Origin of the sequence: Massilia sp. Root351 (assembly GCF_001425045.1) — a bacterium.
Classification (GTDB): Bacteria; Pseudomonadota; Gammaproteobacteria; order Burkholderiales; family Burkholderiaceae_D; genus Rugamonas.
The window spans coordinates 56,874-83,060 of sequence record NZ_LMDJ01000006.1; the positions used below are offsets into that span (position 1 = coordinate 56,874).

The 26,187-nt window shown below is 64.9% G+C and carries 23 protein-coding genes; 17 read left to right on the forward strand and 6 right to left on the reverse strand.

Annotation, left to right across the window (positions count from 1 at the left end; translation table 11 throughout):
* Positions 1-6 precede the first annotated feature (6 nt).
* Together ASD15_RS10600 and ASD15_RS10605 are read left to right on the forward strand one after the other, a co-directional pair.
* Entirely contained in the window at positions 7-951 is a 945-nt protein-coding gene (locus ASD15_RS10600) for a glycoside hydrolase family 43 protein (protein ID WP_057154819.1), read from the forward strand.
* Positions 951-2,006 (forward strand): aldose epimerase family protein, encoded by a 1,056-nt coding sequence (locus tag ASD15_RS10605; RefSeq protein WP_057154820.1) that lies wholly within the window; start codon positions 951-953, stop codon positions 2,004-2,006. Before ASD15_RS10600 ends, ASD15_RS10605 begins: the two co-directional genes overlap by 1 nt.
* A 33-nt stretch (positions 2,007-2,039) precedes the next feature.
* On the opposite strand, the gene ASD15_RS10610 is transcribed toward ASD15_RS10605, so the two are convergent.
* Positions 2,040-3,041, reverse strand: coding sequence for an alpha/beta fold hydrolase (locus ASD15_RS10610; protein ID WP_057154821.1), 1,002 nt, complete (start codon positions 3,039-3,041; stop codon positions 2,040-2,042).
* Between the two features lie 118 nt (positions 3,042-3,159).
* On the opposite strand from ASD15_RS10610, the gene ASD15_RS10615 reads away from it, so the two are divergent.
* The 3 genes from ASD15_RS10615 to ASD15_RS10625 all read left to right on the forward strand — a co-directional run bounded on the left by ASD15_RS10615 (position 3,160) and on the right by ASD15_RS10625 (position 6,631).
* Positions 3,160-4,773 carry a sensor domain-containing diguanylate cyclase gene (locus ASD15_RS10615; protein WP_057154822.1) on the forward strand — a complete coding sequence of 538 codons (1,614 nt, stop codon included), beginning with the start codon at positions 3,160-3,162 and terminating at the stop codon, positions 4,771-4,773.
* A 38-nt stretch (positions 4,774-4,811) separates the two neighbouring features.
* A complete protein-coding gene (locus ASD15_RS10620) occupies positions 4,812-6,086 on the forward strand; it encodes a DUF819 domain-containing protein (RefSeq protein ID WP_057154823.1) in 1,275 nt (424 codons plus the stop codon).
* Positions 6,087-6,223: 137 nt separating this feature from the next.
* The gene (locus ASD15_RS10625) at positions 6,224-6,631 is read left to right on the forward strand and encodes a hypothetical protein (RefSeq protein ID WP_057154824.1); all 408 of its coding nucleotides are present in this window, start codon (positions 6,224-6,226) and stop codon (positions 6,629-6,631) included.
* Positions 6,632-6,747: 116 nt separating this feature from the next.
* Here the strand turns inward: ASD15_RS10625 and ASD15_RS10630 are convergent, their stop codons facing one another.
* Positions 6,748-7,533 (reverse strand): DUF695 domain-containing protein, encoded by a 786-nt coding sequence (locus tag ASD15_RS10630; protein ID WP_057154825.1) that lies wholly within the window; start codon positions 7,531-7,533, stop codon positions 6,748-6,750.
* 81 nt (positions 7,534-7,614) lie between these two features.
* Here ASD15_RS10630 and ASD15_RS10635 point away from each other — a divergent pair, with 81 nt between their 5' ends.
* Both ASD15_RS10635 and udk read left to right on the forward strand, forming a co-directional pair.
* The gene (locus ASD15_RS10635) at positions 7,615-8,010 is read left to right on the forward strand and encodes an OsmC family protein (protein ID WP_057154826.1); all 396 of its coding nucleotides are present in this window, start codon (positions 7,615-7,617) and stop codon (positions 8,008-8,010) included.
* 105 nt (positions 8,011-8,115) lie between these two features.
* Positions 8,116-8,757: a uridine kinase gene (udk, locus tag ASD15_RS10640; protein WP_057154827.1), complete on the forward strand. Its 642-nt coding sequence runs from the start codon at positions 8,116-8,118 to the stop codon at positions 8,755-8,757.
* On the opposite strand, the gene ASD15_RS10645 is transcribed toward udk, so the two are convergent.
* Genes ASD15_RS10645 through ASD15_RS10660 form a run of 4 tightly spaced genes read right to left on the reverse strand, consistent with a single transcriptional unit; the run spans position 8,732 to position 11,105 of the window.
* Positions 8,732-9,637 carry a prolipoprotein diacylglyceryl transferase gene (locus ASD15_RS10645; RefSeq protein WP_057154828.1) on the reverse strand — a complete coding sequence of 302 codons (906 nt, stop codon included), beginning with the start codon at positions 9,635-9,637 and terminating at the stop codon, positions 8,732-8,734. The two genes, udk and ASD15_RS10645, sit on opposite strands and share 26 nt — an antisense overlap.
* A gap of 15 nt (positions 9,638-9,652) precedes the next feature.
* Positions 9,653-9,898: a hypothetical protein gene (locus ASD15_RS10650; protein ID WP_057154829.1), complete on the reverse strand. Its 246-nt coding sequence runs from the start codon at positions 9,896-9,898 to the stop codon at positions 9,653-9,655.
* Between the two features lie 20 nt (positions 9,899-9,918).
* Entirely contained in the window at positions 9,919-10,656 is a 738-nt protein-coding gene (locus ASD15_RS10655) for a CPBP family intramembrane glutamic endopeptidase (protein WP_057154830.1), read from the reverse strand.
* Positions 10,641-11,105 carry a YbaK/EbsC family protein gene (locus ASD15_RS10660; RefSeq protein ID WP_057154831.1) on the reverse strand — a complete coding sequence of 155 codons (465 nt, stop codon included), beginning with the start codon at positions 11,103-11,105 and terminating at the stop codon, positions 10,641-10,643. Before ASD15_RS10660 ends, ASD15_RS10655 begins: the two co-directional genes overlap by 16 nt.
* Positions 11,106-11,279: 174 nt before the next feature.
* Between ASD15_RS10660 and ASD15_RS10665 the strand changes: the two genes are divergently transcribed.
* The 10 genes from ASD15_RS10665 (at position 11,280) to ASD15_RS10710 (ending at position 26,182) form a co-directional block, all read left to right on the forward strand.
* Positions 11,280-13,022: an IlvD/Edd family dehydratase gene (locus ASD15_RS10665; RefSeq protein ID WP_057154832.1), complete on the forward strand. Its 1,743-nt coding sequence runs from the start codon at positions 11,280-11,282 to the stop codon at positions 13,020-13,022.
* 17 nt (positions 13,023-13,039) lie between these two features.
* Positions 13,040-14,032, forward strand: coding sequence for an AraD1 family protein (gene araD1 / locus ASD15_RS10670; protein ID WP_057154833.1), 993 nt, complete (start codon positions 13,040-13,042; stop codon positions 14,030-14,032).
* Entirely contained in the window at positions 14,029-15,600 is a 1,572-nt protein-coding gene (locus ASD15_RS10675; protein WP_057154834.1) for an aldehyde dehydrogenase (NADP(+)), read from the forward strand. The genes araD1 and ASD15_RS10675 overlap by 4 nt, the downstream gene beginning before the upstream one ends.
* Positions 15,601-15,673: 73 nt before the next feature.
* A complete protein-coding gene (locus ASD15_RS10680) occupies positions 15,674-16,441 on the forward strand; it encodes an SDR family NAD(P)-dependent oxidoreductase (protein ID WP_057154835.1) in 768 nt (255 codons plus the stop codon).
* A gap of 64 nt (positions 16,442-16,505) precedes the next feature.
* Positions 16,506-18,464, forward strand: coding sequence for a glycoside hydrolase family 97 protein (locus tag ASD15_RS10685; RefSeq protein WP_057154836.1), 1,959 nt, complete (start codon positions 16,506-16,508; stop codon positions 18,462-18,464).
* 19 nt (positions 18,465-18,483) lie between these two features.
* The gene (locus tag ASD15_RS10690; protein ID WP_057154837.1) at positions 18,484-20,028 is read left to right on the forward strand and encodes an alpha-N-arabinofuranosidase; all 1,545 of its coding nucleotides are present in this window, start codon (positions 18,484-18,486) and stop codon (positions 20,026-20,028) included.
* A gap of 71 nt (positions 20,029-20,099) precedes the next feature.
* Positions 20,100-21,101, forward strand: coding sequence for an arabinan endo-1,5-alpha-L-arabinosidase (locus ASD15_RS10695; RefSeq protein ID WP_057154926.1), 1,002 nt, complete (start codon positions 20,100-20,102; stop codon positions 21,099-21,101).
* A 95-nt stretch (positions 21,102-21,196) separates the two neighbouring features.
* Positions 21,197-23,545: a glycoside hydrolase family 127 protein gene (locus ASD15_RS10700; protein ID WP_057154838.1), complete on the forward strand. Its 2,349-nt coding sequence runs from the start codon at positions 21,197-21,199 to the stop codon at positions 23,543-23,545.
* A gap of 123 nt (positions 23,546-23,668) precedes the next feature.
* Complete coding sequence (locus ASD15_RS10705; RefSeq protein WP_057154839.1) at positions 23,669-24,643, forward strand: ABC transporter substrate-binding protein; 975 nt, start codon at positions 23,669-23,671, stop codon at positions 24,641-24,643.
* Positions 24,644-26,182: a sugar ABC transporter ATP-binding protein gene (locus ASD15_RS10710; RefSeq protein ID WP_057154840.1), complete on the forward strand. Its 1,539-nt coding sequence runs from the start codon at positions 24,644-24,646 to the stop codon at positions 26,180-26,182. It abuts the gene before it with no gap.
* Positions 26,183-26,187 lie beyond the last annotated feature (5 nt).

Below are 26,187 nucleotides of genomic sequence, written 5' to 3' on the forward strand. Positions count from 1 at the left end.
AACCACGTGGCTGAAACCCTCAAGCCCCTGATCGAGCAACGCGCCGATCCCTACATTTACAAGCACACCGACGGCTACTACTACTTCACCGCCTCGGTGCCGCAGTACGACCGCATCGAGCTGCGCCGCGCGCGCACCATCGCCGGCCTGGCCGAGGCCGAGAAGGTCGACGTCTGGTTCAAGCCGGACAGCGGCGCCTGGAGCGAGCTGGTGTGGGCGCCCGAGCTGCACTACAACCAGGGCGCCTGGTACGTCTACTTCGCCGCCGCGCCCAGCCGCGAGATCAAGCACAAGCTGTTCCAGCACCGCATGTACGCCATCCGCAACCAGAACGCCAACCCCCTGGAAGGCCAGTGGGAATTCATGGGCCAGATCGACACCGGCATCGACACCTTCTGCCTGGACGCCACCACCTTCACGCACCAGGGCCAGCTGTACTACCTGTGGGCGCAGAAGGACGTCGACATCGAAGGCAACTCCAACCTCTACATCGCGCCGATGAAGACGCCGTGGCAGCTGGGCGGGCCGCCGGTCATGCTCAGCAAGCCGGAATTCGACTGGGAGATCCGCGGTTTCTGGGTCAACGAAGGCCCGTCCATCCTCAAGCGCAACGGCAAGATCTTCATCAGCTACTCGGCCAGCGCCACCGACGAGAACTACGCCATGGGCCTGCTGTGGGCCGACGAGAATGCCGACCTGCTGGACCCGGCCTCGTGGACCAAGTCGCCGGAGCCGGTGCTGCGCACCTGCTACGAAGGCAAGATCTACGGTCCCGGCCACAACAGCTTCACCTACGGCGACGGCGACGACGTGCTGCTGGTCTATCACGCCCGCACCTACACCGAAATCGTCGGCGACCCGCTGTGGAACCCGGACCGCCACACCTTCGTCAAGGCCTTGCGCTGGGACGAGCAGGGCATGCCGGTGTTCGGCAAGGCGTCGGAGGCGTGATGGAACTGCGTATCACCGAAGCGCCGTTCGGCGCCACCACGGACGGCGTGCCGGTCAAGCTCTACACGCTGACCAACCGCAGCGGCATGCTGGTGAAGATCACCAACTACGGCGGCATCATCACCGAGCTGCACGTGCCGGACCGCGACGGCCGCCTGGCCGACGTCACGCACGGTTTCGACAGCGTGGCGCCATACTGCGGCGACGTACCGTACTTCGGCGCGCTGATCGGCCGCTACGGCAACCGCATCAAGCACGGCCGCTTCGGGCTGGACGGACGCACCGTGCAGCTGGACGTCAACGACGGCGAGAACCACCTGCACGGCGGCGCGCAAGGCTTCCACAAGCAGGTGTGGCAAGCCACGCCGTTCGTGGCGCCCGATTCGGTCGGCCTGACGCTGGTGTATCTGAGCGCCGACGGCGAACAAGGCTACCCCGGCAACCTGCGGGTGGAAGTGGTGTATGAACTCAACAACGCCAGCGAACTGCGCGTGCGCTACACCGCCGTGACCGACCAGGCCACGCCGGTCAACCTGACGCAGCACGCCTACTTCAACCTGGCGGGGCAGGGCGACATCCTGGGCCACGAACTGACCATCCAGGGCGACCGCTACACCCCGATCGACGGCAAATCGATTCCGTTGGGCGAGCTGGCGCCGGTGGCCGGCACCGCGTTCGACTTCCGCACCCCGCAAGCGATCGGCGCGCGCATCGGCGACGGCGAAGCGCAGCTGGCCAACGGCAAGGGCTACGACCACAACTGGGTGCTGAACAACCAGAGCGGCGAGCTGGGCTTGGCCGCCACGCTGCGCGACCCGCTGTCCGGCCGCGTGCTGGAACTGTTCACGCGCGAACCGGGCCTGCAGTTCTACAGCGGCAATTTCCTGGATGGCACGCTGAAAGGCAAGGGCCGCAGCTACGAATACCGCAGCGGCCTGTGCCTGGAACCGCAGCACCACCCGGACTCGCCCAATCACCCCGAGTGGCCCGGCACCATCCTGCGTCCCGGCGACACCTACTTCACCGAGTCGCTGTACCGTTTCTCGGCCGCTTAAAGCCACATCGGGGTCTCGACAGGCCCCGATTGTTTACTTCAGCTTGTCCAGCACCTCGTTAATGGCCTTCACCACCGCCTGCGGCTTGTCGGCCTGGATGATGTGGCCGGCGCCCGGCACCACGCGCTCGCTGCCGCGCTTCGACAGTGCGGCCACTTCCTTGTGCATCTTGCGGTTTTCGTTCTCAAACGCCTTGTTCAAGCCGCTTTGCGGCTTGCCGGGCACGGCGAACGGGCTCACGCTGCGCGTCAGCACCACCAGCGGCATGTCACCGAAGCTGCGCCGCGCGGCGCGCAACTGGTCGCCGCCCTGGTCGAAGTTGAAGTCCTCCGAGGTTGCCGCGCGCCAGTGCCGGGCGGACGACATCACCCCCAGGTAGGCTTTGGCCAGTTCCGGCCCGAAGTGCGGCGGCACCTGGCCGACGCAGTGCTGCAGCTGCTCCGGCGTGAAGCCTTTTTCGGCCTGCGCGGCGCATTCCTTCTCCATGCCGTTCTGCTGCGCGTAGATCTGCTTCAGCTTGCCTTGCACGATCTTGTCCAGGCGCTCGGTCTCGTCCTCGTGCTGCGGCTCCACCAGCACCATCCCTTTCACCTCGGCCGGATAGCGGTAGGCGTACAGCTGTACATTGGCGCCGCCGTAAGATGTGCCCACCATTACATACGGCGGCGCGATGCCGGCCTTGCCCAGCAGCGCGTGCAGGTCTTCCACCGCATTGCCCGAGATGCCTGTACGCGGCGACGGATCGCTAAAGCCAAGTCCGGCGCGGTCGTAGACGCAGGCGCGTGTGCGCCTGGCGATCTGCGGCTGCACGCCGACCCAGCTCCAGGCGGCGTCGCTGGAGGGCGAGTCGAACACCACCGTGAGCGGCCCGCTGCCGCTGCAGTGCAGGTTCAACTTGCGGCCGCCGATGTCTATCATCTGCTGCGGTTTGGAAAAAGCGAGTTGCTGATCGATGGGGGCGGCTGCGTTGGCGCACTGTGCTGCCATGGCGCCGGGAATGGCAGCGAGGATGGTTGCGAGTTTTTTGACGTTCATGTCTTTCCGCGCATGTTGGTGAAAAACCAATTGTGTCATAGTAAGCATTGCGGGGCCAGCTTGATCGGAATCATAATTTCCGTTGTAAAATGGCAAGAAAACTGCTTGCGTCCCTGTTTTGAAAAAAATACCCGCGCCCGCGAAGACTTCGCCGCATGCCCCCACTATCCGCTCCAGGCTGGTTCTGCTGGTACTGGCCTGCATCGTTCCGGCATCGCTGATGGCGGCCGGGTTAATCTATTATGATTACAAGCTGAGCCGCGAAAGCTTCGTCCAAAGCGCGATCGCCACCGCGCGGGCCAATGCGCTGGAAATCGACAAGGAGCTGGCCGTGGTGGAATCGGCGCTGGTCGCGCTGTCCACCTCGCCCAGCTTCACGTCGGGCGACCTGAAGGCCTTCGACGCGCAGGCGCGCAAGCTGGGGGCACGGCAGAACATCTTCAATATCGTGCTGGAGGACGCCGGCGGCCAGCAGCTGATGAATACCTTCCTGCCTTACGGCCAGCCGCTGCCGCGCAATCCGGACGACCTGATGCTGAAGTACGTCCTCGAGCGCGACGAGACAGTCAATTCCAGCCTGTTCATCGGTCCGGTCTCGGCCCGCCACATCGTGTCGGTCGGCATCCCGGTGCGCGACGGCAAAGGCAAGCGGTATGCGCTGACGGCCACCATCGCGGCCGAACGGTTTGAAGCCGTGCTGCGCCAGCAAAGCTATCCCGCGCACTGGATCACCAGCGTGCTTGACCGGAACGGGCTGATCGTGGCGCGCTCCAGGGACATGAAGCGCTTTATGGGCACCAGCGCAATCCCGCAAGTGCGGCAGCGCATGCATCGGCAACCTGAAGGCGCTTTCGAAACAGAAACGCTGGATGGCGTGCCTATCCTCGCGGTGATGTCGAAGGCGGGCAAATCGGAATGGACCGTGGCGATCGGCATTCCGCTGGACCGGCTCAGCGCCGAAATGAACCGCAAACTGTGGTCGCTGGTGCTGGCCACGGCCGGCCTGCTGGGCAGCAGCCTGTTCTTCGCCTGGCTGGTCGGCGCCCGCATACGCCGTTCCCTGCGCGGGCTGATACCGCCGGCACTGGCGCTGGGCGCGGGCGAGCGCGTGGAGCCGGCCAGCCATGGCCTGCGCGAAGCGGACGACGTGGCCGAGGCCATGGCGAAAGCGTCGGCCATGCTGCGCGAGGCCAAACATCAGGCTACGCACGATGTGCTCACCGGCATAGCCAACCGCGCCATGTTCACAGAATTCCTTGCGCGCCAGCTTGCCATCGCCAGCCGCAGCCTCGCCCAGCTGTCGGTGCTGTACCTGGACCTGGATAACTTCAAGACCATCAACGACACCCATGGCCACGCGGTCGGCGACGCGCTGCTGATCAGTGCGACGGGGCGCTTGACCGCACAGCTCAGGAAGGCCGACATGGCGGCCCGGCTGGGCGGCGACGAGTTCGCCGTGGTGCTGTGCGACGCGGGCGCGGCGGAAACCGCCACTGTGGTGGATAAACTGGTCAAGCTGATGGCCGAACCGTACCGGCTCGCTGGCCTCGAACTGCAGGCGGCGGCCAGCATCGGCGTTGCCGTGTTCCCGGAATCCGGCGCGACGGTGGAGAGCCTGCTGGCGGCAGCGGACCAGGCCATGTACACGGCCAAGGCGGCCCGCAAGCAGGTGCGCCGTGCGTCCTCGCAAGACGATGCACAAAGCCGGCCCGGCGGCAATTACTTGGGGTAAGATGCACGGCTTGTCCGATAACGTTTCCCAGGATCCCCATGGCAGTGTCCAGTACCAACGAACCCGTCAACTCCGCATTGGTCACCTCTGACCCGGTCGTCCTGGGCATCCTGGTTGTCGTGCTCGGCCTGGTCCTGGCCAGCGAACGGTCGCCGCATCCGTTCTGGCGCCGCTTCTATTCCGTGGTGCCGGCGCTGCTGCTGTGCTACTTCATTCCCGGCCTGCTGAATACCTTCGGCGTGATCAACGGCGAATCGTCTCGCCTTTACCCCATGGCACGCGACTACCTGTTGCCGATGGCGCTGGTGCTGCTGACCCTGGCGTGCGACCTGGGCGCCATCGTGCGCCTCGGCCCCAAGGCCATTATCCTGTTCCTGACCGGTACCACCGGCGTGATCCTGGGCGCGCCCGTGGCCCTGGCCATCATGGGCTTTTTCGACCCGTCGCTGCTGAATCCCGAGGGGCCGAACGCCATCTGGCGCGGCATGACGACCACCGCCGGCTCCTGGATCGGCGGCGGCGCCAACCAGGCGGCAATGAAGGAAGTGTATGCCGTCGGCGCGGACGTGTTCGGCAAGTTCGTGGCGGTGGACGTCATTTGCGCCAACATCTGGATGGCCTTCCTGCTGTTCCTGGCCGGGCGCAGCGCGCGCCTGGACGCCTGGCGCGGCGCCGACACGCGGGCACTGGACGACTTGCGCGTGCGGGTTGAAAAGGTCCAGCTCGACAGCGCCCGCATCGCCGGTTCCTACGACATGCAGCTGATCCTGGCGTACGGCCTCGGCGCCACCGGCCTGGCGCACTGGATGGCAAGCTATATCGTGCCATTCATCAAAACCAACGCGCCCCACCTGGAGCGCTACAGCCTGACGGCGAACTTCTTCTGGGTGACGGTGCTGGCCACCACCTTCGGCCTGATGCTGTCCTTCACGCGCGCCAAGAAGCTGGAGGGGGCGGGCGCCTCCAAGTTCGGCTCGGTGGCGATCTACATCCTGGTCGCCACCATCGGCATGCAAATGAACCTCGGCGCGATCTTCTCGGATCCCGAACTGTTCGCGCTCGGTCTGATCTGGATCAGCTTCCACGGTGCGCTGATGCTGGGCATGGCCTGGCTGATCAAGGCCCCGGTGTTCTACATGGCGGTCGGCAGCCAGGCCAATATCGGCGGCGCCGCCAGCGCGCCGGTGGTCGCCAGCGCTTTCCACCCGGCGCTGGCGCCGGTCGGTGTGCTGCTGGCGGTGCTGGGCTATGGCCTGGGCACCTACGGCGGGTGGATAGCGGGCCAGCTGCTGCGCTTGCTGACGGGAGCGTAGCCTGGCGCCGGCCTGTGCGCAGGCCGGCGGATCTGTCGGGTTTTTGCCGCAACGCGCGTGCGGCCGCTTCACATACAAATTGCTGCATGGTAATATAAAGTGTATTTTGACTAACTCCTACACTTTTAAAGTATTCCATGCGTATTAAAACTGCTCTTGCCCTCGGCATTTCCCTGCTCACCCTGTCCGGCGCCGCCAGCGCGGGATGCCAGTTCTCCTACCGGCACTATGGCGAGCCGCAGACGTTCAAGCTGATCGAAAAGGGTATCGGTTCCAAGGTGACGGACCAGTACTGCGCCAAGTACAATAAAACGCACGAAATCGTCTTCATCACCAACGAGTATGTCAATACCAAGGGCACCATGGCGCATACCAGCGTCGGCCTGCGCAAGCGCGGCAGCAAGGAATTGCCGTCCATGCGGCGTTCGGCGTATCAGTACGAAGAGGGCAATTTCGTGGTCGCCAAAGGCTACGAAATGGCTGCCAAAGTATCCCTTGATACGCTCATGGACGTCATGTCCGACCTGGATACCTACGCGAACTGACCAAGGCATCCTGGCCGCCGGGCCAGCACCGGCTCAGCGCGTTTCGTAGTGCTGCGCCGCCAGCAGCATGCCGGCAAACCACCGGCGCGCGGCGGCCTGCCATGCCGGTTTTTTTCCTACCAGGGGAAGTCTTCCTTGTAACGGGACAGGAATTGCCACTCCGGGTCCGCAGACGCTTGCACCGATATGTCATGCTCGGGATAGCGCTGCTTCAATTCCTGCAGGCGGCGCTCGGCCGGCGCCGAAGCCAGCGCGAAACCGTAGTAGGTCCGCTTGCCGGCAAAGGTTTCAATCAGCACAATCAGGCCTTCGTCGCGCTGCTCGAACAGATCGAGGGCGTCCTGGTCGAAGCCGGCCAGCGACCGGTTGTAGCCGGTCTCGGGCAGGCCGTTGTCGCTGACGCTGGCCAGCTGGTGCGTGATGCGCACCAGTTGCGGAAAGCGGGCACGGTTCCGGTCGGAGTCCGCAGCGGGCCGTACGCGCAGCGCCAGCGGGAAGCCTTCGTAGGTAAAACTGGCGCCCAGCCACTTGCCGTCCGCGGACGGCGTCCATGAACCGGTCCGGGACGGCGGCTGCATCGCACCCCAGGAATCGCATACGCCGCCGAACGGCGCGGCCAGTTCGGAAACGGTGCTCTGCACCGACATCGCCAGCTCGTAGGTAAGCAGACCGTGCACCAGGAATATCACGTAGCCGTCGCCGTCCTCATCGGGATTGTGCAGCTGGATGCGCGGGTACAGGCTGTGCAGCGCGCGCAGGAACGATTCGGGCGGCGGCCAGCTGTCGAAGTCCACGATGAACTCGATCTCCACTGCCTCGCTGAAGTCGAATCCACTTTCCCCCATGCGGCGAAACATGTCGCCGTCCACGTCGTCAGGCCAGTCAGTCGGCAGATGCGTCATGTTGCTTCCTAGAACGTTAATGGGAAGCCAATTCTGGCACAATACGATCAAGCGTTGCGAAATTATTATGGGAGAAGGCACATGCGTATCTCTGCAGCGGTGGACAGCTCGGCGGCCGGCCATGCGGTATCGGTCGAGACGGACGGCAAGGTGCAGGCGCTGGCTGTGCCGGCCAAACCCTCCGGCCATGGCTCAGCCGTGAACGGCGGCGAATTGCTGATGCTGGCGCTGGCCACTTGCTACTGCAACGACCTGTACCGGGAGGCGCAACGCCTGGGCATCCCCATCGATGGTGCACACGTGCAGGCCAGCGCCGAGTTCGCCGGCGTCGGGCTGGCCGCCAGCGATATCCGCTACACGGCAGCCATCCGCTCTGCCGCGTCCGCAGAGGACGTCGCCAGGCTGCTGCGCGAAACCGACGCGGTGGCCGAAGTCCACAACACCATCCGCGCCGGCGTGCAGGTCACGCGGCTGTGATACGGCCGGCGGCACGCGTCCGGCGTGCGCTGCGGGCCTCCGGCATGGGCCATTCGGAACCAGCCGCTCCCTACCGGTTCGGCCGCCGTTCCGGTATCATTCGGCATGAACAAGATTTCTTTCCAGCCGTTTGTTATTGGCGTCGCCGGCGGCAGCGGCAGCGGCAAGTCAACGGTGTCCCAGCAAGTGCTGGCGTCGTTCGGCGCCGATATGGTCTCGGTCGTGATGCAGGACGACTACTACTGCGACCAGTCCCATCTCACCCCCGAAGTCCGCCGCCAGCAGAATTACGACCATCCGCAGGCTTTTGACTGGCCTTTGCTGGTACAGCACGTCCAGGCCTTGCGCAATGGCGAAGCGATCGAGATGCCGGAATACGATTTCACGCTCGACAACCGTTCCAACCGCACCATCCCGGTCAGGCCGGCCCCGGTCATCGTGATCGAAGGCCTGTTTGCCCTGTATGATGCGGACCTGCGCAAGATGATGTCGCTGAAGATCTTCGTCGATACCGCCTCCGACGTGCGTTTCATCCGCCGCATGCAACGCGACATTACGGAACGCGGCCGCTCGGTGGACAGCGTCGTCGGCCAGTACCTGGAAACGGTGCGCCCGATGCACAAGCAATTCATCGAGCCGACCAAGCGCCACGCCGACGTCATTATTCCGCATGGCGCAAATGGGCCGGCGGTCGATGTGATCACCACCAAGGTGGCGAGCGTTATCGGTCAGCTGAAGCGGCCCTGATTTTATTGCCTGAAGCCATGCCGCCGCGCCCGCGCTTTCCTGCCAGCAGGACCGCGCCGGCGGCGCCGGCCAGGATCAGCAACGTGGCGATGATCTCGGCCTGGGTGGCATGGATGCCGCCAAAGTCGAGCACGGGATTGATGCGGATTTGTTCGATCAGCAGGCGCTCGGCGCCAGCCAGCAGCATATAGACCGAGAACAGCCAGCCCGCCGCGCGGCCATGCCGCCGCAGCGCCCACAGCACCCCGAAGCAGAGCAAGGCCATCAGCGCCTCGTACATCGGCGTCGGGTAGACGCCCGGCGCGGCGATCACGGCGCCGACCACATTGTTGTCGTAGGTTTGCGCCCAGGCCCACAGCGGCAGCCAGTCCGGCTTCAGCGCCAGCTTGGCGGCGCCGCCCCAGTCGCCGTCGCCCGACACCTGGCAGCCGATGCGGCCGAGGGCGTAGCCCAGCATCATGGCCGGGGCCGCCGCGTCCAGCGTGGGCAGCAGCGGCAGCTTGTGGCGGCGCACGAACAGCAGCCCGGCCAGGGTACCCAGTATCAGCCCGCCGAAGATGCTCAGGCCGGAGGTGGAGAATATCATCGCCTGCGGAGCGGCCTGGAATTCATCCAGGTTCTCCAGGATGTGGAACAGGCGCGCACCAGCAATCCCCGCCGCCATGACGACCAGCGTGAGGTTGGGCACGATCTCGTGCGGCGCCACGCCGGATGCGGTGGACAGCCGGCCTGCTGCATGCAGGCGCTTGAGCTCCAGCGTCAGCGCATGGGAGCCGGCCAGCATGGCGATGGCCACGAACAGGCCGAACATCGGCAGCGGCAAGGGCAGGGTGAGGCCGGTCAGCGCCTGGACGGCGTCGCTCAGGTAGGGATAGGACATGGGACGTTCCCTGGATCAGGCGTGGTGGTAGAAGTGCGCGGCCAGCAGTCCGGCCATGGATAGCACCAGGGCCAGGGCCATATAGGCGCTGTTCATCATGAACTTGCCCTCCCATTTGCCTTCGCGTTTCAGGCGCGAATAGTAGGACCACCCGCTGCCGGGCTGGTAGGCGTTCATCTTCCGGTGGCGGTAATCGATGATCTGGCAGGGGATGCCGACCGCGACGACGAAGATCACGAAGATGACTTTTAGTATGAGCATCGGATTCCTTTAAACGGCCATCATCCTAACAGCAATACGGAGCACAGGCTGGCGTTGTAGGCCGCGTGCAGCAACATGCTGTAGAGCAGGCCGTGGCGGATGCGCAGGTAGCTGAACACCAGCCCGCAGAACAGTTGCGGCAGCAGCACCAGCGGCATCAGGAAGGCGGCTTGTTGCGAATACTCGAAATTGCCGATGTGGATGACGGCGAACGCGGCGGCATAGGTCCAGACCACCAGCGGGTAGCGCCGCAGGAAGGCGCGGCCGCGCCGCATGATCAGGCCGGGGCCGGCCAGGTGGCGGCGGTACAGCCAGTCCAGCAGCGCTACCACGGCGAAGCCTGCGGCCACCGCCAGCGCGAGCGGGGCGGAGCCGGCGCGGATGACCAGGAACAGCGCCGGCCCGATGAACAGCGTGTAGCGCGCGTTGCGCAGCCCGGCCCGGAAGGCGAGCTCCTCGAGCAGCGGCGCGATGAACACGGCCATCAGCATGAACCTGGTGTCCGTGTTGAGGGTGTACTTGATGGAAGGCGCGAACTGTTCGAAGCCGATTTCCAGCGGAATTTGCAGGATGGCCACGGCCAGGCACATTCCCCACAGCAGCAGGAAGCGGCTCAGCCATTTTTTCTCGCCGCGCAGCGTGCGGCGCGGTTTGCGCACGAAGGCGGCGAACAGCCCGATCTCGTGCTTGATCTCGTTCCAGGTCCGCTGCGTTTCCGACAGCGGCTTGGCCACGGCGTCGTTTATGCCGCCTGGCACACATCCACCCACTGGCCGTCGGTCACGGCGGCAATCTGCTCGGGGCTGATGCGCACCGCGCTGTGGACAGCGCCGGCAGCCGGCAGGACTTCGGCGTACTTGCGCAGCGACGAGTCGAGATAGACTGGCAGCGGCTCGGCCAGGCCGAAGGGGCACACGCCGCCCACCGGGTGGCCGGTCATGCGCACCACGTCGTCGGCGTCCATCATGCGGCCCTTGCCGAAGGCGTCCTTGAACTTGCGGTTGTCGATGCGGGCGTCGCCGCTGGCCACCAGCAGGATGGCGCGGCCGTCGCCCAGGCGGAACGACAGGGTCTTGGCGATACGGCCCGGCTCCACGCCGTGCGCCTCGGCGGCCAATGCCACCGTGGCGGTGCTCACCGCCAGCTCGATAATGGGAAGATCCAGCTGTCTGGCGGCAAAGAATTCGCGGACGGATTGCAGGCTCATAGAGTGGAAGGGGCGTAAAAACCGGTGTTAGAGTTGTATAGATTATAAGCGCAAGGCAACTTTTTGAACCGATATCAATTTCAGTATCGATATCGATTTTTAATTCATTGGATAGGCATCGATACCTTCTTTAATATTCCACCATTGCAGTGCGAAAAATTACAGGAGATTTGCATGTCGGAGACGAAGAAAAAAGTGGAATTGCGCTCGGCCCAATGGTTCGGTACGCAGGACAAGAACGGTTTCATGTACCGCAGCTGGATGAAAAACCAGGGCATTCCAGACCACGAATTCCAGGGCAAGCCCATCATCGGCATCTGCAACACCTGGTCCGAACTCACTCCTTGCAACGCCCATTTCCGCAAGCTGGCCGAGCATGTCAAGCGCGGCATCCTCGAGGCGGGCGGCTTCCCGGTGGAATTCCCGGTGTTCTCGAACGGCGAATCGAACCTGCGCCCAACCGCCATGCTGACCCGTAACCTGGCGTCGATGGACGTGGAAGAATCGATCCGCGGCAACCCGATGGATGCGGTGGTGCTGCTGGTCGGTTGCGACAAGACTACCCCGGCCCTGCTGATGGGCGCCGCGTCGGTGGACGTGCCGACCATCGTGGTATCCGGCGGCCCCATGCTGAACGGTAAGCTGGACGGCAAGAGCATCGGCTCCGGCACCGCCGTATGGCAGCTGCACGAGCAGGTGAAAGCCGGCGAAATCTCGATGCACAAATTCCTGGCCGCCGAAGCGGGCCACTCGCGCTCGGCCGGTACCTGCAACACCATGGGCACCGCCTCGACCATGGCCTGCATGGCCGAGGCGCTGGGCACCACCTTGCCGCACAACGCCGCCATCCCCGCAGTGGACGCGCGCCGCTACGTGCTGGCCCATATGTCCGGCATGCGCATCGTCGACATGGTGTGGGAAGACCTGCGCCTGTCCAAGATCCTGACCAAGGAGGCGTTCGAGAACGCCATCCGCGTCAACGCCGCCATCGGCGGTTCCACCAACGCCGTGATCCACCTGAAAGCCATTGCCGGCCGCATGGGCGTGGCGCTGGAGCTGGAAGACTGGACCCGCATCGGCCGTGGCCAGCCCACGGTGGTGGACCTGCTGCCGTCCGGTCGCTTCCTGATGGAAGAGTTCTACTACGCCGGCGGCCTGCCGGGCGTGATCCGCCGCATGGGCGAAGGCGGCATGCTGCCGCACAAGGACGCGCTGACCGCCAACGGCAAGACGCTGTGGGAAAACAACAACGACGCGCCGATCTACGACGACGAAGTGATCCGTCCGCTGGACAAGCCGCTGCTGAAGGATGGCGGCATCTGCATCCTGCGCGGCAACCTGGCGCCGCGCGGCGCCGTGCTCAAGCCGTCGGCCGCCACACCGGCGCTGATGCAGCATCGCGGCAAGGCGGTGGTGTTCGAGAACTTCGAACACTATAAAGAACGCATCATGGACCCGGACCTGGAGTGTGACGCGAACTCCGTGCTGGTGATGAAGAACTGCGGCCCGAAAGGCTACCCCGGCATGGCGGAAGTGGGCAATATGGGCCTGCCGCCCAAGCTGCTGGCGGCCGGCGTGAAAGACATGGTGCGCATCTCGGACGCCCGCATGAGCGGCACCGCCTACGGCACCGTGGTGCTGCACGTGGCGCCGGAAGCGATGGCCGGCGGCCCGCTGGGCATCGTGCGCGATGGCGACTTCATCACGCTGGATTGCGCCGGCGGCCTGCTGAACCTGGAAATCTCGGACCAGGAGATGGCGCAGCGCCAGGCCGCGCGCGCCGAACAGAGGGTGGAAGGCGCCAAGTCGGGCTACCAGCAGCTGTACATCGACCACGTGCTGCAAGCGGACGAAGGCTGCGACTTCGACTTCCTGGTGGGCAGCCGCGGTTCGGCCGTGCCCAAGCATTCGCACTAAATAAAACGGAGATACCCATGCTGCTCGTACAATTTAAAAAAGAGAACGGTGAACGCCGCGTTGGCCTGCTGGAGCAGTCCACCATCCGCGAACTGGAAAGCTTCACCACCACCTACGCCCTGGCGCAAGCCGCCATCGCCCAGAAGAAAAGCCTGGCCGAGCTGGCGCAAGCCGACGCCGGCCCGCAAACCCACAACTACGGCGACGTGGCCGCAGCCGGCCGCCTACTGGCGCCGCTGGACCACGCCGACGCAGCCCACGCCTACGTCACCGGCACCGGCCTGACCCACCTGGGCAGCGCCGACACCCGCGACTCCATGCACAAGAAAATCGGCGGCGACGTCGAAGCGCTGAGCGACTCCATGAAGATGTTCCGCATGGGCGTGGAAGGCGGCAAGCCTGCCGCCGGCACCGCCGGCGTGCAGCCCGAGTGGTTCTACAAGGGCGACGGCTCCATCGTGGCCGCCACCGGCCAGTCCCTGGTCATGCCCGACTTCGCGCTGGACGGCGGCGAAGAGCCTGAAATCGCCGGCCTGTACATCATCGGCGACGACGGCCAGCCATACCGCCTGGGCTACGCCATCGGCAACGAATTCTCGGACCATGTGACCGAGCGCCAGAACTACCTCTACCTGGCCCATTCCAAGCTGCGCGCCTGCGGCCTGGGCCCGGCGCTGCTGGTGGGCGAACTGCCGCAAAGCGTCACCGGCACCTCGCGTATCCTGGACAAGGAAGGCAAAGTGCGCTGGGAGAAAGCCTTCTTCAGCGGCGAAGAGAACATGTCGCACACCATCGCCAACCTGGAGTACCACCACTTCAAATACGGCCTGTTCAAGCGCGCCGGCGACGTCCACATCCACTTCTTCGGCACCGCCACCCTGAGCGTTGCGGACAACATCAGCGTGCAGCCGGGCGAGACCTTCGAGATCGAAGCGCCTGCCTTCGGTCCTGCGCTGCGCAACCGCCTGGAAGTTGCCGAAACCAGCTACACGAAAGTCAACGCCTTATGATCATTACTGGTGAAGCACTCATCGGCGGCGTCGCCGTCAAAGGCAACGGCGGCTCATTCAAGGCCATGAACCCTGCCGACGCGGCCGCCATGGAACCGGACTTCCACATGGTGGACGTGGCGCAGATCGACCAGGCTTGCAGCCTGGCCGGCGCTGCCTTCGACACCTTCCGCGCCACCAGCGACGAGGCACGCGCCAGCTTCCTGGAAGCCATCGGCGCGCAGATCATGGCGCTGGGCGATACGCTGATCGAACGCGCCATGGCCGAAAGCGGCCTGCCGCGCGCCCGCCTGGAAGGTGAACGTGGCCGCACCGTGAATCAGCTCAAGCTGTTCGCCGACTTGCTGCGTGAAGGCTCCTGGCGCGACGCCCGCATCGACACGGCGTTGCCGGAGCGCACGCCGCCACGCCCGGACCTGCGCATGCGCCTGATCCCGGTGGGTCCGGTGGCCGTTTTCGCGGCCAGCAATTTCCCGCTCGCGTTCTCCGTGGCCGGCGGCGACACCGCCTCGGCGCTGGCGGCGGGCTGCCCGGTGGTGCTGAAAGCCCACTCGGGCCATCCCGGCACGTCCGAACTGGTGGCGCGCGCCGTCGTCAACGCGGTGGAACAGTGCGGGCTGCCGGCCGGCGTGTTCGCGCTGCTGACCGGCACCGGCAACGGCATCGGCCAGACGCTGGTGGCGCATCCCGCCATCCAGGCGGTCGGCTTCACCGGCTCGCGCTCCGGCGGCACCGCGCTGATGGCGGTTGCGGCGGCGCGTCCGCAGCCGATTCCCGTGTATGCCGAAATGAGCAGCATCAACCCGGTGTACCTGCTGCCGCAGGCGCTGGCCGCGCGCGGCGACAGCATCGCGCAAGGCTTCGCCGCCTCGCTGGTGATGGGCGTGGGCCAGTTCTGCACCAATCCCGGCCTGGTGCTGGGCATCGACGGCCCGGACCTGGACCGCTTTGCGCAAGCCGCCACGGTGGCGCTGCAGCCGACCGCGCCGGCCACCATGCTCACCGCCGGCATCGCCGGCAGCTACCAGCGCGGCGTGGCCAACCTGGCTGCCCAGGGCTGCGTGACCACGCTGGCCAAGGGCGAGCAGCTGGAAGGCAAGGGCGCTCCGGCGTTCTTCAAGACCAGCGCCGCCTCCTTCCTCGGCGAGCACGCGCTGCACGAAGAAGTCTTCGGCCCGGCCTCGCTGCTGGTGGCATGCAAGGACGTGGCCGAGATGCGCGCCATCACCGAGAAGCTGGAAGGCCAGCTGACCGCCACGCTGCAGCTCGATGAAGGCGACTACGCCGACGCGCAGGCGCTGCTGCCGGTGCTGGAGCGCAAGGTCGGCCGCATCCTGGCCAACGGCTTCCCGACCGGCGTGGAAGTGTCGACCGCCATGGTGCACGGCGGCCCGTTCCCGGCCACCGCCGACGGCCGCAGTACCTCGGTAGGCACGGGCGCAATCAACCGTTTCCTGCGTCCGGTGTGCTACCAGAACCTGGCGCAGGCGCTGCTGCCGGAAGAGCTGCGCGAAGACAACCCGCTGGCCATTTGGCGCCGCCGCGACGGCGCGCTGGGCAAGGCGTAGGCAGTACCGGGCGGGTCCGGTGCAAGGCACTGACCCGCCGGCAGCACGAACAACATAATAAGCTGGAGACACCATGACAGAACTTGCCAAATTCGGCAGCCTGCGCGGCAAGCGCGTATTCATCACCGGCGGCGGCACCGGCATCGGCGAAGCGCTGGTGACGGCCTTCGCCGAGCAGGGCGCACTGGTCGGCTTCGTCGACATCGCCAAGGACGCCAGCGAAGCGCTGGTCGAACGTATCGCCGCCTCGGGCCACCCGGCGCCGGCATTCCGCCACTGCGATATCACCGACATCCCCGCGCTGCAAGCGACCATCGCCGCCCTGGCCGATAAACTGGGCGACTTCGACGTACTGGTCAACAACGCCGCCAACGACCAGCGTCACGACGCCGAAAACGTCACGCTGGACTACTGGAACGAGCGCATCGCCATCAACCAGCGCCCCATGTTCTTCACCGCCCAGTCGGTACTGGCCGGCATGAAACGCAAGGGCGGCGGCTCCATCATCAACGTCAGCTCCATTTCCTGGCACGCCAAGGGCGCAGGCTACCCGGTCTACGCCACCACCAAGGCGGCCGTCATCGGCCTGACGCGCAGCCTGGCGCGCGACCTCGGCCCGCACGGCATCCGCGTCAACACCGTCACCCCCGGCTGGGTCATGACCCAGCGCCAGATCGACCTGTGGGTGGACGATGCGGCCGAAGCCGAAATCCAGCGCATGCAATGCCTGCCCGCCAAGCTCATGCCTGGCCATATCGCCTCCATGATCCTGTTCCTGGCAGCGGACGACAGCGCCATGTGCACCTCGCAGGAATTCATCGTCGACGCCGGCTGGGTATAAGCGCCTCCAGCCGTTTGTGCAGTTCACATTGAGGGTGCCCGTCTGGCGACGGGTGCAGCTAAACATGAAGAATTCGCAATTGAGTTATGGCACGGCGCTATTCAGCGCCGTCGTTGCCGCTGCGGCTGCCGCGCCGGCAGCCAACGCAGCCCTGAAAAGCCCCGACGGCCACCTGGCTGTCAGCGTCAACGTACGGCAAGGCGGCGTAACGTACGCCATTTCGCGCGACGGCAATCCGGTGCTGCTGCCGTCCGCACTGGGCCTGAAGCTCGAGGGCGCCGACTTTACGCAGGGCCTGGTGCTGGCCGGCCTGACCGCCGCCAAGCCGGTTTCGGACAAGTACCAGATGGCCGTCGGCAAGCGCCGTTCCGTCAGCTACGCCGCCAATGAACAGGTCTATACACTGCGCAATGCGCAAAAGCAGACCATGGAAGTGGCTTTCCGCGTCTCCAACGACGGCGTGGCCTTCCGCTACATCGTTTCCGAGCCATCGCTGCCGGCCAAGAAGTTCGTCAGCGAGAGCACCAGCTTCGCGTTCGCCAAGTCCGCGCAAGGCTGGTTGCAGCCCATGTCGGTGGCGCAGACGGGCTGGAAGAACACCAATCCTTCCTATGAAGAGCACTACCAGATGGGCATCCCGGTCGGTACGCCGTCGCCCATGAAGGCCGGCTGGGTGTTCCCGGCGCTGTTCAAGACCGGTGAAGGCAAGGGCGAGACCTGGGTGGCCCTGACCGAAGCGAACATGGACGGCAGCTTCCACGCCTCGCGCCTGCAGGCCGAGTCGCCGGACGGCGTGTACCGCATCGGTGGCCCGGCCGAGCCGGAAGTGTTTACCGGCGGCGCGCTGCTGGCTGAAACGAACGGCACGCTGACCACGCCGTGGCGCGTGCTGGCGGTAGGCACGCTGCCTGCGCTGGTCAACTCCACGCTGGGCACCGACCTGGCCGCACCCGCCGCGCCGCGCGCGTCCACCGCACCGTCGCTGGGCCAGCCCGGCCACGCTTCGTGGAGCTGGGCACTGCTGAAGGACGACCACACGGTCTACGAGGTGCAGAAGAAGTTCATCGACTACGCGGCCGACATGCGCTGGGACTACACGCTGATCGACGCCGACTGGGACCGCAAGATCGGCTACGAGAAGGTGCAGGAGCTGGCCGCGTATGCCGCCGCCAAAAACGTGGGCGTGCTGGTGTGGTACAACTCGTCCGGCGCCTGGAACGGTACCGAGTATTCGCCCAAGAGCAAGCTGTTGACGCGCGAAGCGCGCCGCAGCGAGTTCGCGCGCCTGCAAGCCATGGGCGTCAAGGGCATCAAGGTGGACTTCTTCGCCGGCGACGGCAAGTCCATGATCGCTTACTACATCGATATCCTGAAGGACGCGGCGGACTACGGCCTGCTGGTGAACTTCCACGGTTCGACCTTGCCGCGCGGCTGGTCGCGCACCTATCCCAACCTGATGACGGCCGAAGCCATCAAGGGCCTGGAGTTCACCACCTTCGAGCAGCGCGACCAGGACGCGGTGGTGCAGCACATGTCCATGCTGCCGTTCACGCGCAACCTGTTCGATCCGATGGACTTCACGCCCATGGTGTTCGGTGACATCCCCAACATCAAGCGCGCCACCCGCAACGGCTTCGAGCTGGCCGAATCGGTGCTGCTGCTGTCGGGTATCCAGCACTTTGCGGAAGTCCCGGAAGGCATGGCCACCGTGCCGCCTTACGTGAAGGCCTTCCTGCAGGACCTGCCGCGCAGCTGGGACGATTCGAAATTCGTGGCCGGCTTCCCGGGCAAGTTCGTGGTCATCGCGCGCAAGGCTGGCAACGCGTGGTACGTGGCGGGCATCAATTCGGAAGCGAACGACAAGACGCTGGAACTGGATCTGTCCTTCATCGGCAAGCGCTCCGGCGCGCTGATGACCGACGGCGCGGGAGAACGCGAATTTACCCAGTCCGCCATGGCGGCGGGCAAGGCAAGCAAGATCACGATCAAGCCGCGTGGCGGCTTTGTCGCAGTATTTAAGTAAAACCATAACAGGAGACGGTATGAGCATCATCAAGAAAACCATTCTGGCCATGAGCCTGGCGAGCGGCGCAGCCTTTGCCGCCGGCGAAGTGAGCATCACCATCGACGCGGCCAAGCCTGGCCCGGTGATCAACAAGAACGTCTACGGCCAGTTCGCCGAGCACCTGGGCACCGGCATCTACGAAGGCATGTGGGTCGGCCCGAACTCCAAGCAGCCGAACACCAAGGGCTGGCGCAACGACGTGCTGGGCGCGCTGAAAGACCTGAAAGTGCCGCTGGTGCGCTGGCCGGGCGGCTGCTTCGCCGACGAGTACCACTGGCGCGAAGGCATCGGCCCGCGCAGCAAGCGTCCGGTCAAGGTCAACACCATGTGGGGCGGCGTCGAGGAAAACAACGCGGTTGGCACGCATGAGTTCTTCGACCTGGCCGAACTGCTGGGCGCCGAGACCTATGTGAACGGCAACCTGGGCACCGGCAGCAACCAGGAAATGGCGGAGTGGCTGGAGTACATGACGTCGCCGTCCAAGTCCACGCTGGCTGAACTGCGCCGCAAGAATGGCCGCGACAAGCCGTTCAAGGTGGACTACTTCGCTGTCGGCAACGAGGCCTGGGGCTGCGGCGGCCAGATGACGCCTGAGCACTACACCAACCTGTACAAGACCGCCGCCGAATTCCTGAAGGCGCCGCATGGCCATATGCCGAAGTTCATTGCCAGCGGCGGCAACGACAATGACACGAAGTGGACCGAGGTGCTGTCGGCCAACGTGAAGCACAAGATGGACGCGATCAGCTTCCACTACTACACCATCCCGACCGGCAAGTGGGAAGTGAAGGGCGCGGCCACCGGCTTCGGCGAAGACCAGTGGATCTCGACCATGAAGAACACCATGCGCATGGATGAGCTGATCAAGAACAACGTGGCAGTCCTGGACAAGAACGATCCGTCCAAGAAGGTCGGCTTCTACGTCGACGAATGGGGCACCTGGTATGACGTGGAGAAGGGTACCAACACCGGCTTCCTGTACCAGCAGAATTCCCTGCGCGACGCGGTGGTGGCGGCGCTGAACTTCAACATCTTCCACAACTACGCCGAGCGCGTGAAGATGACGAACATCGCGCAGATGGTAAACGTGCTGCAGGCCATGATCCTGACCGACAAGGACAAGATGCTGCTGACGCCGACCTACCATGCCTACCGCATGTACGTGCCATTCCAGGACGCGACCTCGCTGCCGATCTCCATGTCCGGCAACGGCCAGTACAGCGTGGGCAATGTGAGCGTGCCGCAGGTGAGTGCTTCGGCCGCACGCGGCAAGGACGGCAAGGTCTACTTGGCGCTGGTCAACACCAATCCCAAAGAGGCTGCGGAAGTGTCGGTGAATGTCGCCGGCGCCCAGGCAGGCGTGGCGCGCGGACAGCTGCTGACCGCCGACGCGATGGACGCGCACAACACCTTCGCCAAGCCGCAGTCGGTGAAGCCGGTGCCGTTCGAAGCGAAGGCCAGCAACGGCAAGCTGCAGGTCAAGCTGCCGGCCAAGGCGGTCGTGGTTGTCGCAGTAGAGTAAGCTATGTGCCGGCACGGCGCGGACCTTTTGGTTCCGCGCCGTGCCGGCACTGGAACCAGATGGGAATGACGATGAAATATGCAGCACTGATACTGGCCGCCAGCCTGGGCTTGAACGCGCAGGCGGCACAGGTGGGCGTGCACGACCCGGTGATGGCGAAGGACGGCAATACCTACTACGTCTTCAGCACCGGGCCGGGCATCACCTTCTACAGCTCCGCCAATATGAAGGACTGGAAGCCGGAAGGGCGCGTGTTCGCCGGCCAGCCCGCCTGGGCCAAGTCCGCCGCGCCCACGTTCGACGACCATATATGGGCGCCGGACGTGCAGCACTACAATGGAAAGTACTACCTGTACTACTCGGTGTCCGGCTTCGGCAAGATCACCTCCGGCATCGGCGTGACCGTCAACAAGACGCTCAACCCGCGCTCGCCGGACTACAAGTGGGAAGACCAGGGCATGCTGCTGCAGTCGATTCCCGGCCGCGATAACTGGAACGCCATCGATCCTGCGGTGATCGAGGACGGCAAGGGTACCGGCTGGATGTCCTTCGGTTCCTTCTGGGGCGGGCTGAAACTGGTCAAGCTGAACGCCGACCGCACCAGGCTCGCCGAACCGCAGGAGTGGCGCACCATTGCGCGCCGCGACCGGCCGGCCTTCACGGCCGACGACAGCGGCGGCCCGGCGGAGATCGAAGCGCCTTACATTTTCAAGAAGAACGGCTACTACTACCTGTTCGCTTCCTGGGGCCTGTGCTGCCAGAAGGAAAAGAGCACCTACCATGTGGTGGTGGGCCGCGCGCGCGAAGTGACCGGGCCGTACCTGGACAAGAGCGGCAAGGACATGGCGGCCGGCGGCGGCTCGCTGCTGATTGCCGGCGACAAGGACTGGAAGGGCGTGGGCCACAACAGCGCCTACACCTTCGACGGCAAGGACTACTTCGTCACGCACGCCTATGAAACCGCAGACAAGTACCAGCAGAAGCTGAAGATCCTCGACATGAAGTGGGACAAGGACGGCTGGCCGGTCTTGGACCAGGCGGACCTGACCCGCTACCAAAGCCGCTTGCAGTAATTGCAAACCGTAGGGCGGGTTGGCGCCATCGGCGCGTAACCCGCCAAGCAAAGCACACCGACGGAGCCACGGCGGGTTACAACCCGCCCTACGATATGAAACTATCCCACCTAGCGCTGGCCCTGCAGCTTGCGTTCGCCGTCCCGGCTTACGCCGCCGACCTGTTCCCCCTGTCCGATGTGCGGCTCACTCCCAGCCCCTTCCTGGACGCCCAGAACACCGACCTCAAATATATCCTCGAACTGGAACCGGACAAGCTGCTCGCTCCCTTCCTGCGCGAGGCCGGCCTGCCGCAGAAGAACGCCAGCTACGGCAACTGGGAATCGACCGGCCTTGACGGCCACCTGGGCGGCCATTACCTGTCCGCGCTGGCGCTGATGTACGCCTCCACCGGCGACGCCGAAGTGCTGAAGCGCCTGAACTACTTCGTGGCGGAACTGAAGCGCTGCCAGGAGAGCAACGCCAACGGCTACATCGGCGGCATCCCCGGCGGCAAGGACGTGTGGAACGCCATCGCACAGGGCAAGCTGCAGGCCGATAACTTCTCCGTCAACGGCAAATGGGTCCCCTGGTACAACCTGCACAAGGTGTACGCCGGCCTGTACGACGCCTGGCGCCTGGCCGGCAACGCCGAGGCGAAGGCCATGCTGGTCTCCCTGTCCGACTGGGCGCTGCAGCTGAGCACCCACCTCACGCCCGAGCAGATGCAGCTGATGCTGCGCAGCGAGCATGGCGGCATGAACGAAGTCTTTGCCCAGGTGGCGGGGATGACGGGCGATAAAAAATACCTGGACCTGGCCATCAAGTTCTCGCACCAGGCCATCCTCAAGCCGCTGGAAGAGGGCCGCGACCAGCTCACTGGCCTGCACGCCAATACGCAGATCCCGAAAGTGATCGGCTTCAAGCGCATCGGCGACATGACCGGCGACCCGAAATGGCGGCAGGCCGCCCAGTTTTTCTGGCAGACCGTGCACGACCACCGCACCGTGGCCATCGGCGGCAACAGCGTCAAGGAGCACTTCCACGACGACAAGGACTACAGCTCCATGGTCCACGAGACCGAAGGCCCGGAGACCTGCAACACCTACAATATGCTCAAGCTCACCGAGCTGCTGTTCCAGGGCGACCAGAAGGGCAGCTATGGCGATTACTACGAGCGCGCGCTGTACAACCACATTCTGTCCTCGCAGCGGCCGGACACCGGCGGCTTCGTCTACTTCACACCCATGCGCCCCAACCACTACCGCGTGTATTCGCAGGTGGACAAGGGCATGTGGTGCTGCGTCGGCTCGGGCATCGAGAGCCACGCCAAGTACGGCGAGTTCATTTACGCGCACGAGGGCGACACGCTGTTCGTCAACCTGTTCATCCCGTCCACGCTGAACTGGAAGGCCAGGGGCGTCCAGCTGCGCCAGGAAACCCGCTTCCCGGACCAGGACCGCACCAGCATCACGCTGGAGTCCGACGGGCAGTTTACGATGAAGGTGCGCTATCCCGGCTGGGTGGCTGCGGGCGCGCTGAAGATCCGCGTGAACGGCAGGGCCGTCAAGGTGGACGCCAAGCCGGGCGGCTACGCCTCCATCGCGCGCGCCTGGAAGAGGGGCGACAGAGTCGAGATCCAGCTGCCCATGAAGACGCGCCTGGAGCAGATGCCGGACAAGTCCAACTACTACGCCGTGCTGCACGGCCCCATCGTGCTGGCTGCGAAAACGCAACCCTTCGCCAACGAAAAGCTGAACTACTTCGCCGACGACTCGCGCATGGGCCACATCGCCCAGGGCCCGGTGTGTCCGCTGGAGGCCGCGCCGCTGTTCGTGAGCGACAGCAAGGCCTTCCTGGACAAGTTCAAGCCGGTGCCGGGCCAGCCGCTCACCTTCCGCGCGCCGGGCCTGGTACAGGGGGCGGGCGCCGGGAACATCCGCTTCATCCCATTTTTCCGCCTGCACGACTCGCGCTACATGATGTACTGGCAGCAGACCACGCCGGCCAACCTGGCCGTGATGCGGGCCGCGAACATGCGGGCCGAGTCCGAGCGCCTGGCGCTGGACGCCATCACCGTGGACCAGGTGGCGCCCGGCGAGCAACAGCCCGAGTCGGACCACTTTTTCAAGGGCGAGGGCGCGGACGCGGGCATCAACAAGGGCCGCCACTGGCGCCACGCGAAAGGCTGGTTCAGCTACGACCTGACCGACAAGGAGGGCCGGGCCGGGACGCTGCGCCTGACCTTCGCCAAGGCCGACGCCGGCCGCAAGTTCGATATCGTTGTCAACGGCGAGCTGCTGCATACGGTCACGCTGGGTAGCGACGCGGCCGAGGAGATCTACACCCGCGACTTCGCCATCCCGGCCGGCCAGCCCGGCCAGGCGCGCAAGCTGACGGTGAAATTCGTCGCCCATCCCGGCTCGATGGCGGGCGGCCTGTACGGTGTGCGCCTGCTGCGATAACATAAGGTGGCCTGACCACCTTGGCTGTCATATCGAAAATGATATCGCTTTGACTAAAAAATGAATTGGATGGCTATGGCGCTTTCTCATACTATGAGCGCATAACTAATATTGGAGACCAGCATGAATTTCACTCGCAGGACGATCCTGGGTGCGGCGCTTGCCGCTTGCGTTACCACCATCGGCACCATGGCCACTCCGGCCTTCGCGCAAAAGCCGCTGGTGATCGGTTTTTCCCAGGTTGGCGCTGAAAGCGAATGGCGCACCGCGAACACCGCTTCGATCAAGGACGCGGCCAAGAAGGCCGGCGTAACGCTGAAGTTCGCCGATGCGCAGCAGCGCCAGGAGAACCAGGTCAAGGCCATCCGATCCTTCATTGCCCAGCGCGTGGACATCATCGCATTCTCGCCGGTGGTGGAGTCGGGCTGGGACACCGTGCTGCGTGAAGCGAAAGCCGCCAGGATTCCTGTAATTTTGACCGACCGCTCCGTCAACGTCAGCGATCCGTCCCTGTACGTGACGCTGATCGGTTCCGATTTCGTGGAAGAGGGCCGCAAGGCCGGCCGCTGGCTGGCGGACTACGCCAAGAAGTCGCCCGCCGCCACGCTGAACATCGTGGAACTGCAGGGCACCGTGGGCTCGGCCCCGGCCATCGACCGCAAGGCAGGCTTCGAGGAGATCATCAAGGGTAATCCCAAGCTGAAGGTGATCCGTACCCAGACCGGCGACTTCACCCGCGCCAAGGGCAAGGAAGTGATGGAAGCGTTCCTCAAGGCGCAGGGCAAGAACATCAACGTGCTGTACGCGCACAACGACGACATGGCCATCGGCGCCATCCAGGCGATCGAGGAAGCGGGCCTGAAACCGGGCAAGGACATCATCATCATCTCCATCGACGGCGTGAAGGGCGCGTTCGAGGCGATGATCGCCGGCAAGCTGAACGTGACCGTGGAATGCAGCCCGCTGCTGGGACCACAGCTGATGGAGGCGGCTGCCGCAGTCAAGGCCGGCAAGCCGGTGCCGAAGCGTATCGTGGTGAACGAGGGCGTGTTCCCGGCCGAAGTGGCGGCCAAGGAATTCCCGAACCGGAAGTACTAAATGACGGTGGCGGACGTTGCGCCGGTCCTGGAGCTGACCGGCATACACAAGGAGTTCCCGGGCGTGAAGGCGCTCAGCGACGCGGGCCTGCGCCTGTTCCCGGGCGAAGTGCATACGCTGATGGGGCAAAACGGCGCGGGCAAGTCCACGCTGATCAAGGTGCTGACCGGCGTCTACACGCCCGAGCGCGGCACCATGCTGCTGAATGGCAAGCCGATCCGGCCATCCTCCACGCTGGAGGCGCAGGAGCTGGGCATCAGCACGGTGTACCAGGAGGTGAACCTGTGCCCGAACCTGTCGGTGGCGGAGAACATCTTCATCGGCCGCTATCCGCGCAAGTGGGGGCGGATCGACTGGAAGCGCATGCAGAGCGAAGCTGCCCGCATGCTGGCGCTGATGGAAATCGATATCGACGTGACCAAGCCGCTGTCGAACTATTCGCTGGCGGTGCAGCAGATGGTGGCGATTTCGCGCGCCCTGAATGTGAACGCCAAGGTGCTGATCCTGGACGAGCCGACCTCCAGCCTGGATGAAGCCGAGGTACAGCTGCTGTTCACGGTGCTGCGCCGCCTGCGCGGACAGGGCATTGCAATCCTGTTCGTGACGCACTTCCTGGACCAGACCTACGCGATTTCGGACCGCATCACGGTGATGCGCAATGGCCAGCTGGAAGGCGAATACGCGTGCAGCGAGCTGTCCCGCATTGCGCTGGTCAACAAGATGATAGGCGCGCCGGCCGATGCGGTGCAAGAGCCGGGGGCGGTCCCGGCGGCACCGGCACCGGTGTCCGGCGGGGGCTCCGGCCAGGTGCTGCTCGATGCGCGCGGCCTGGGCCGGCGCGGCGCGCTGCTGCCGACCGATTTGTCGATTAACAAGGGCGAGCTGCTCGGCCTGTGCGGGCTGCTGGGTTCCGGCCGCACCGAGCTGGCGCGCCTGCTGTTCGGCGCCGACAAGGCCGACAGCGGCGCCATCGTGGCCGACGGCCGCGTGAGCGCGGCGCCGTTCGCCAATCCGCGCGACGCCATCGGCGCCGGCATCGGCTTCTGTTCGGAGGACCGCAAGCATGAAGGCGCGATCCTGTCGCTGTCGGTGCGCGAGAACCTGATCCTGGCCATGCAGGCGCAGGCGGGCATGCTGCGCGCGATTCCGCTGAAACGCCAGCAGGAGCTGGCCAACAATTACGTGAAATGGCTGGGCATCAAGACCGCCAGCATCGAGACGCCTATCGGTTCGCTTTCCGGCGGCAACCAGCAGAAGGTGCTGCTGGCGCGCTGGCTGGCCACCGAACCGAAGCTGATGATACTGGACGAACCGACGCGCGGCATCGACGTGCGCGCCAAGGAAGAGATCATGGACTACGTGTCCGGCCTGTGCCGCAAGGGCATGTCCATCCTGTTCATTTCGTCCGAGCTGCCCGAAGTGCTGCGCGTGAGCGACCGCATGATCATCATGCGCGACCGCAAAGCCTGCGGCGAGTACCAGCGCGGCGCGCTGGATGACACCACCGTGCTGCACGCCATCGCAGGGGAGGCCGCATGACCGCG

Excerpts from the sequence above, each read along its gene's own strand:
- ASD15_RS10645 (WP_057154828.1), bottom strand. The coding sequence starts at position 9,637 with ATGTCCTATCCCTACCTGAGCGACGCCGTCCAGGCGCTGACCGGCCTC.
- ASD15_RS10635 (WP_057154826.1), top strand. The coding sequence starts at position 7,615 with ATGCGTATCTCTGCAGCGGTGGACAGCTCGGCGGCCGGCCATGCGGTA.
- araD1 (WP_057154833.1), top strand. The coding sequence starts at position 13,040 with ATGCTGCTCGTACAATTTAAAAAAGAGAACGGTGAACGCCGCGTTGGC.
- udk (WP_057154827.1), top strand. The coding sequence starts at position 8,116 with ATGAACAAGATTTCTTTCCAGCCGTTTGTTATTGGCGTCGCCGGCGGC.
- ASD15_RS10665 (WP_057154832.1), top strand. The coding sequence starts at position 11,280 with ATGTCGGAGACGAAGAAAAAAGTGGAATTGCGCTCGGCCCAATGGTTC.
- ASD15_RS10695 (WP_057154926.1), top strand. The coding sequence starts at position 20,100 with ATGAAATATGCAGCACTGATACTGGCCGCCAGCCTGGGCTTGAACGCG.
- ASD15_RS10690 (WP_057154837.1), top strand. The coding sequence starts at position 18,484 with ATGAGCATCATCAAGAAAACCATTCTGGCCATGAGCCTGGCGAGCGGC.
- ASD15_RS10625 (WP_057154824.1), top strand. The coding sequence starts at position 6,224 with ATGCGTATTAAAACTGCTCTTGCCCTCGGCATTTCCCTGCTCACCCTG.
- ASD15_RS10685 (WP_057154836.1), top strand. The coding sequence starts at position 16,506 with ATGAAGAATTCGCAATTGAGTTATGGCACGGCGCTATTCAGCGCCGTC.
- ASD15_RS10710 (WP_057154840.1), top strand. The coding sequence starts at position 24,644 with ATGACGGTGGCGGACGTTGCGCCGGTCCTGGAGCTGACCGGCATACAC.
- ASD15_RS10705 (WP_057154839.1), top strand. The coding sequence starts at position 23,669 with ATGAATTTCACTCGCAGGACGATCCTGGGTGCGGCGCTTGCCGCTTGC.
- ASD15_RS10650 (WP_057154829.1), bottom strand. The coding sequence starts at position 9,898 with ATGCTCATACTAAAAGTCATCTTCGTGATCTTCGTCGTCGCGGTCGGC.
- ASD15_RS10675 (WP_057154834.1), top strand. The coding sequence starts at position 14,029 with ATGATCATTACTGGTGAAGCACTCATCGGCGGCGTCGCCGTCAAAGGC.
- ASD15_RS10660 (WP_057154831.1), bottom strand. The coding sequence starts at position 11,105 with ATGAGCCTGCAATCCGTCCGCGAATTCTTTGCCGCCAGACAGCTGGAT.
- ASD15_RS10700 (WP_057154838.1), top strand. The coding sequence starts at position 21,197 with ATGAAACTATCCCACCTAGCGCTGGCCCTGCAGCTTGCGTTCGCCGTC.
- ASD15_RS10620 (WP_057154823.1), top strand. The coding sequence starts at position 4,812 with ATGGCAGTGTCCAGTACCAACGAACCCGTCAACTCCGCATTGGTCACC.
- ASD15_RS10605 (WP_057154820.1), top strand. The coding sequence starts at position 951 with ATGGAACTGCGTATCACCGAAGCGCCGTTCGGCGCCACCACGGACGGC.
- ASD15_RS10630 (WP_057154825.1), bottom strand. The coding sequence starts at position 7,533 with ATGACGCATCTGCCGACTGACTGGCCTGACGACGTGGACGGCGACATG.
- ASD15_RS10610 (WP_057154821.1), bottom strand. The coding sequence starts at position 3,041 with ATGAACGTCAAAAAACTCGCAACCATCCTCGCTGCCATTCCCGGCGCC.
- ASD15_RS10680 (WP_057154835.1), top strand. The coding sequence starts at position 15,674 with ATGACAGAACTTGCCAAATTCGGCAGCCTGCGCGGCAAGCGCGTATTC.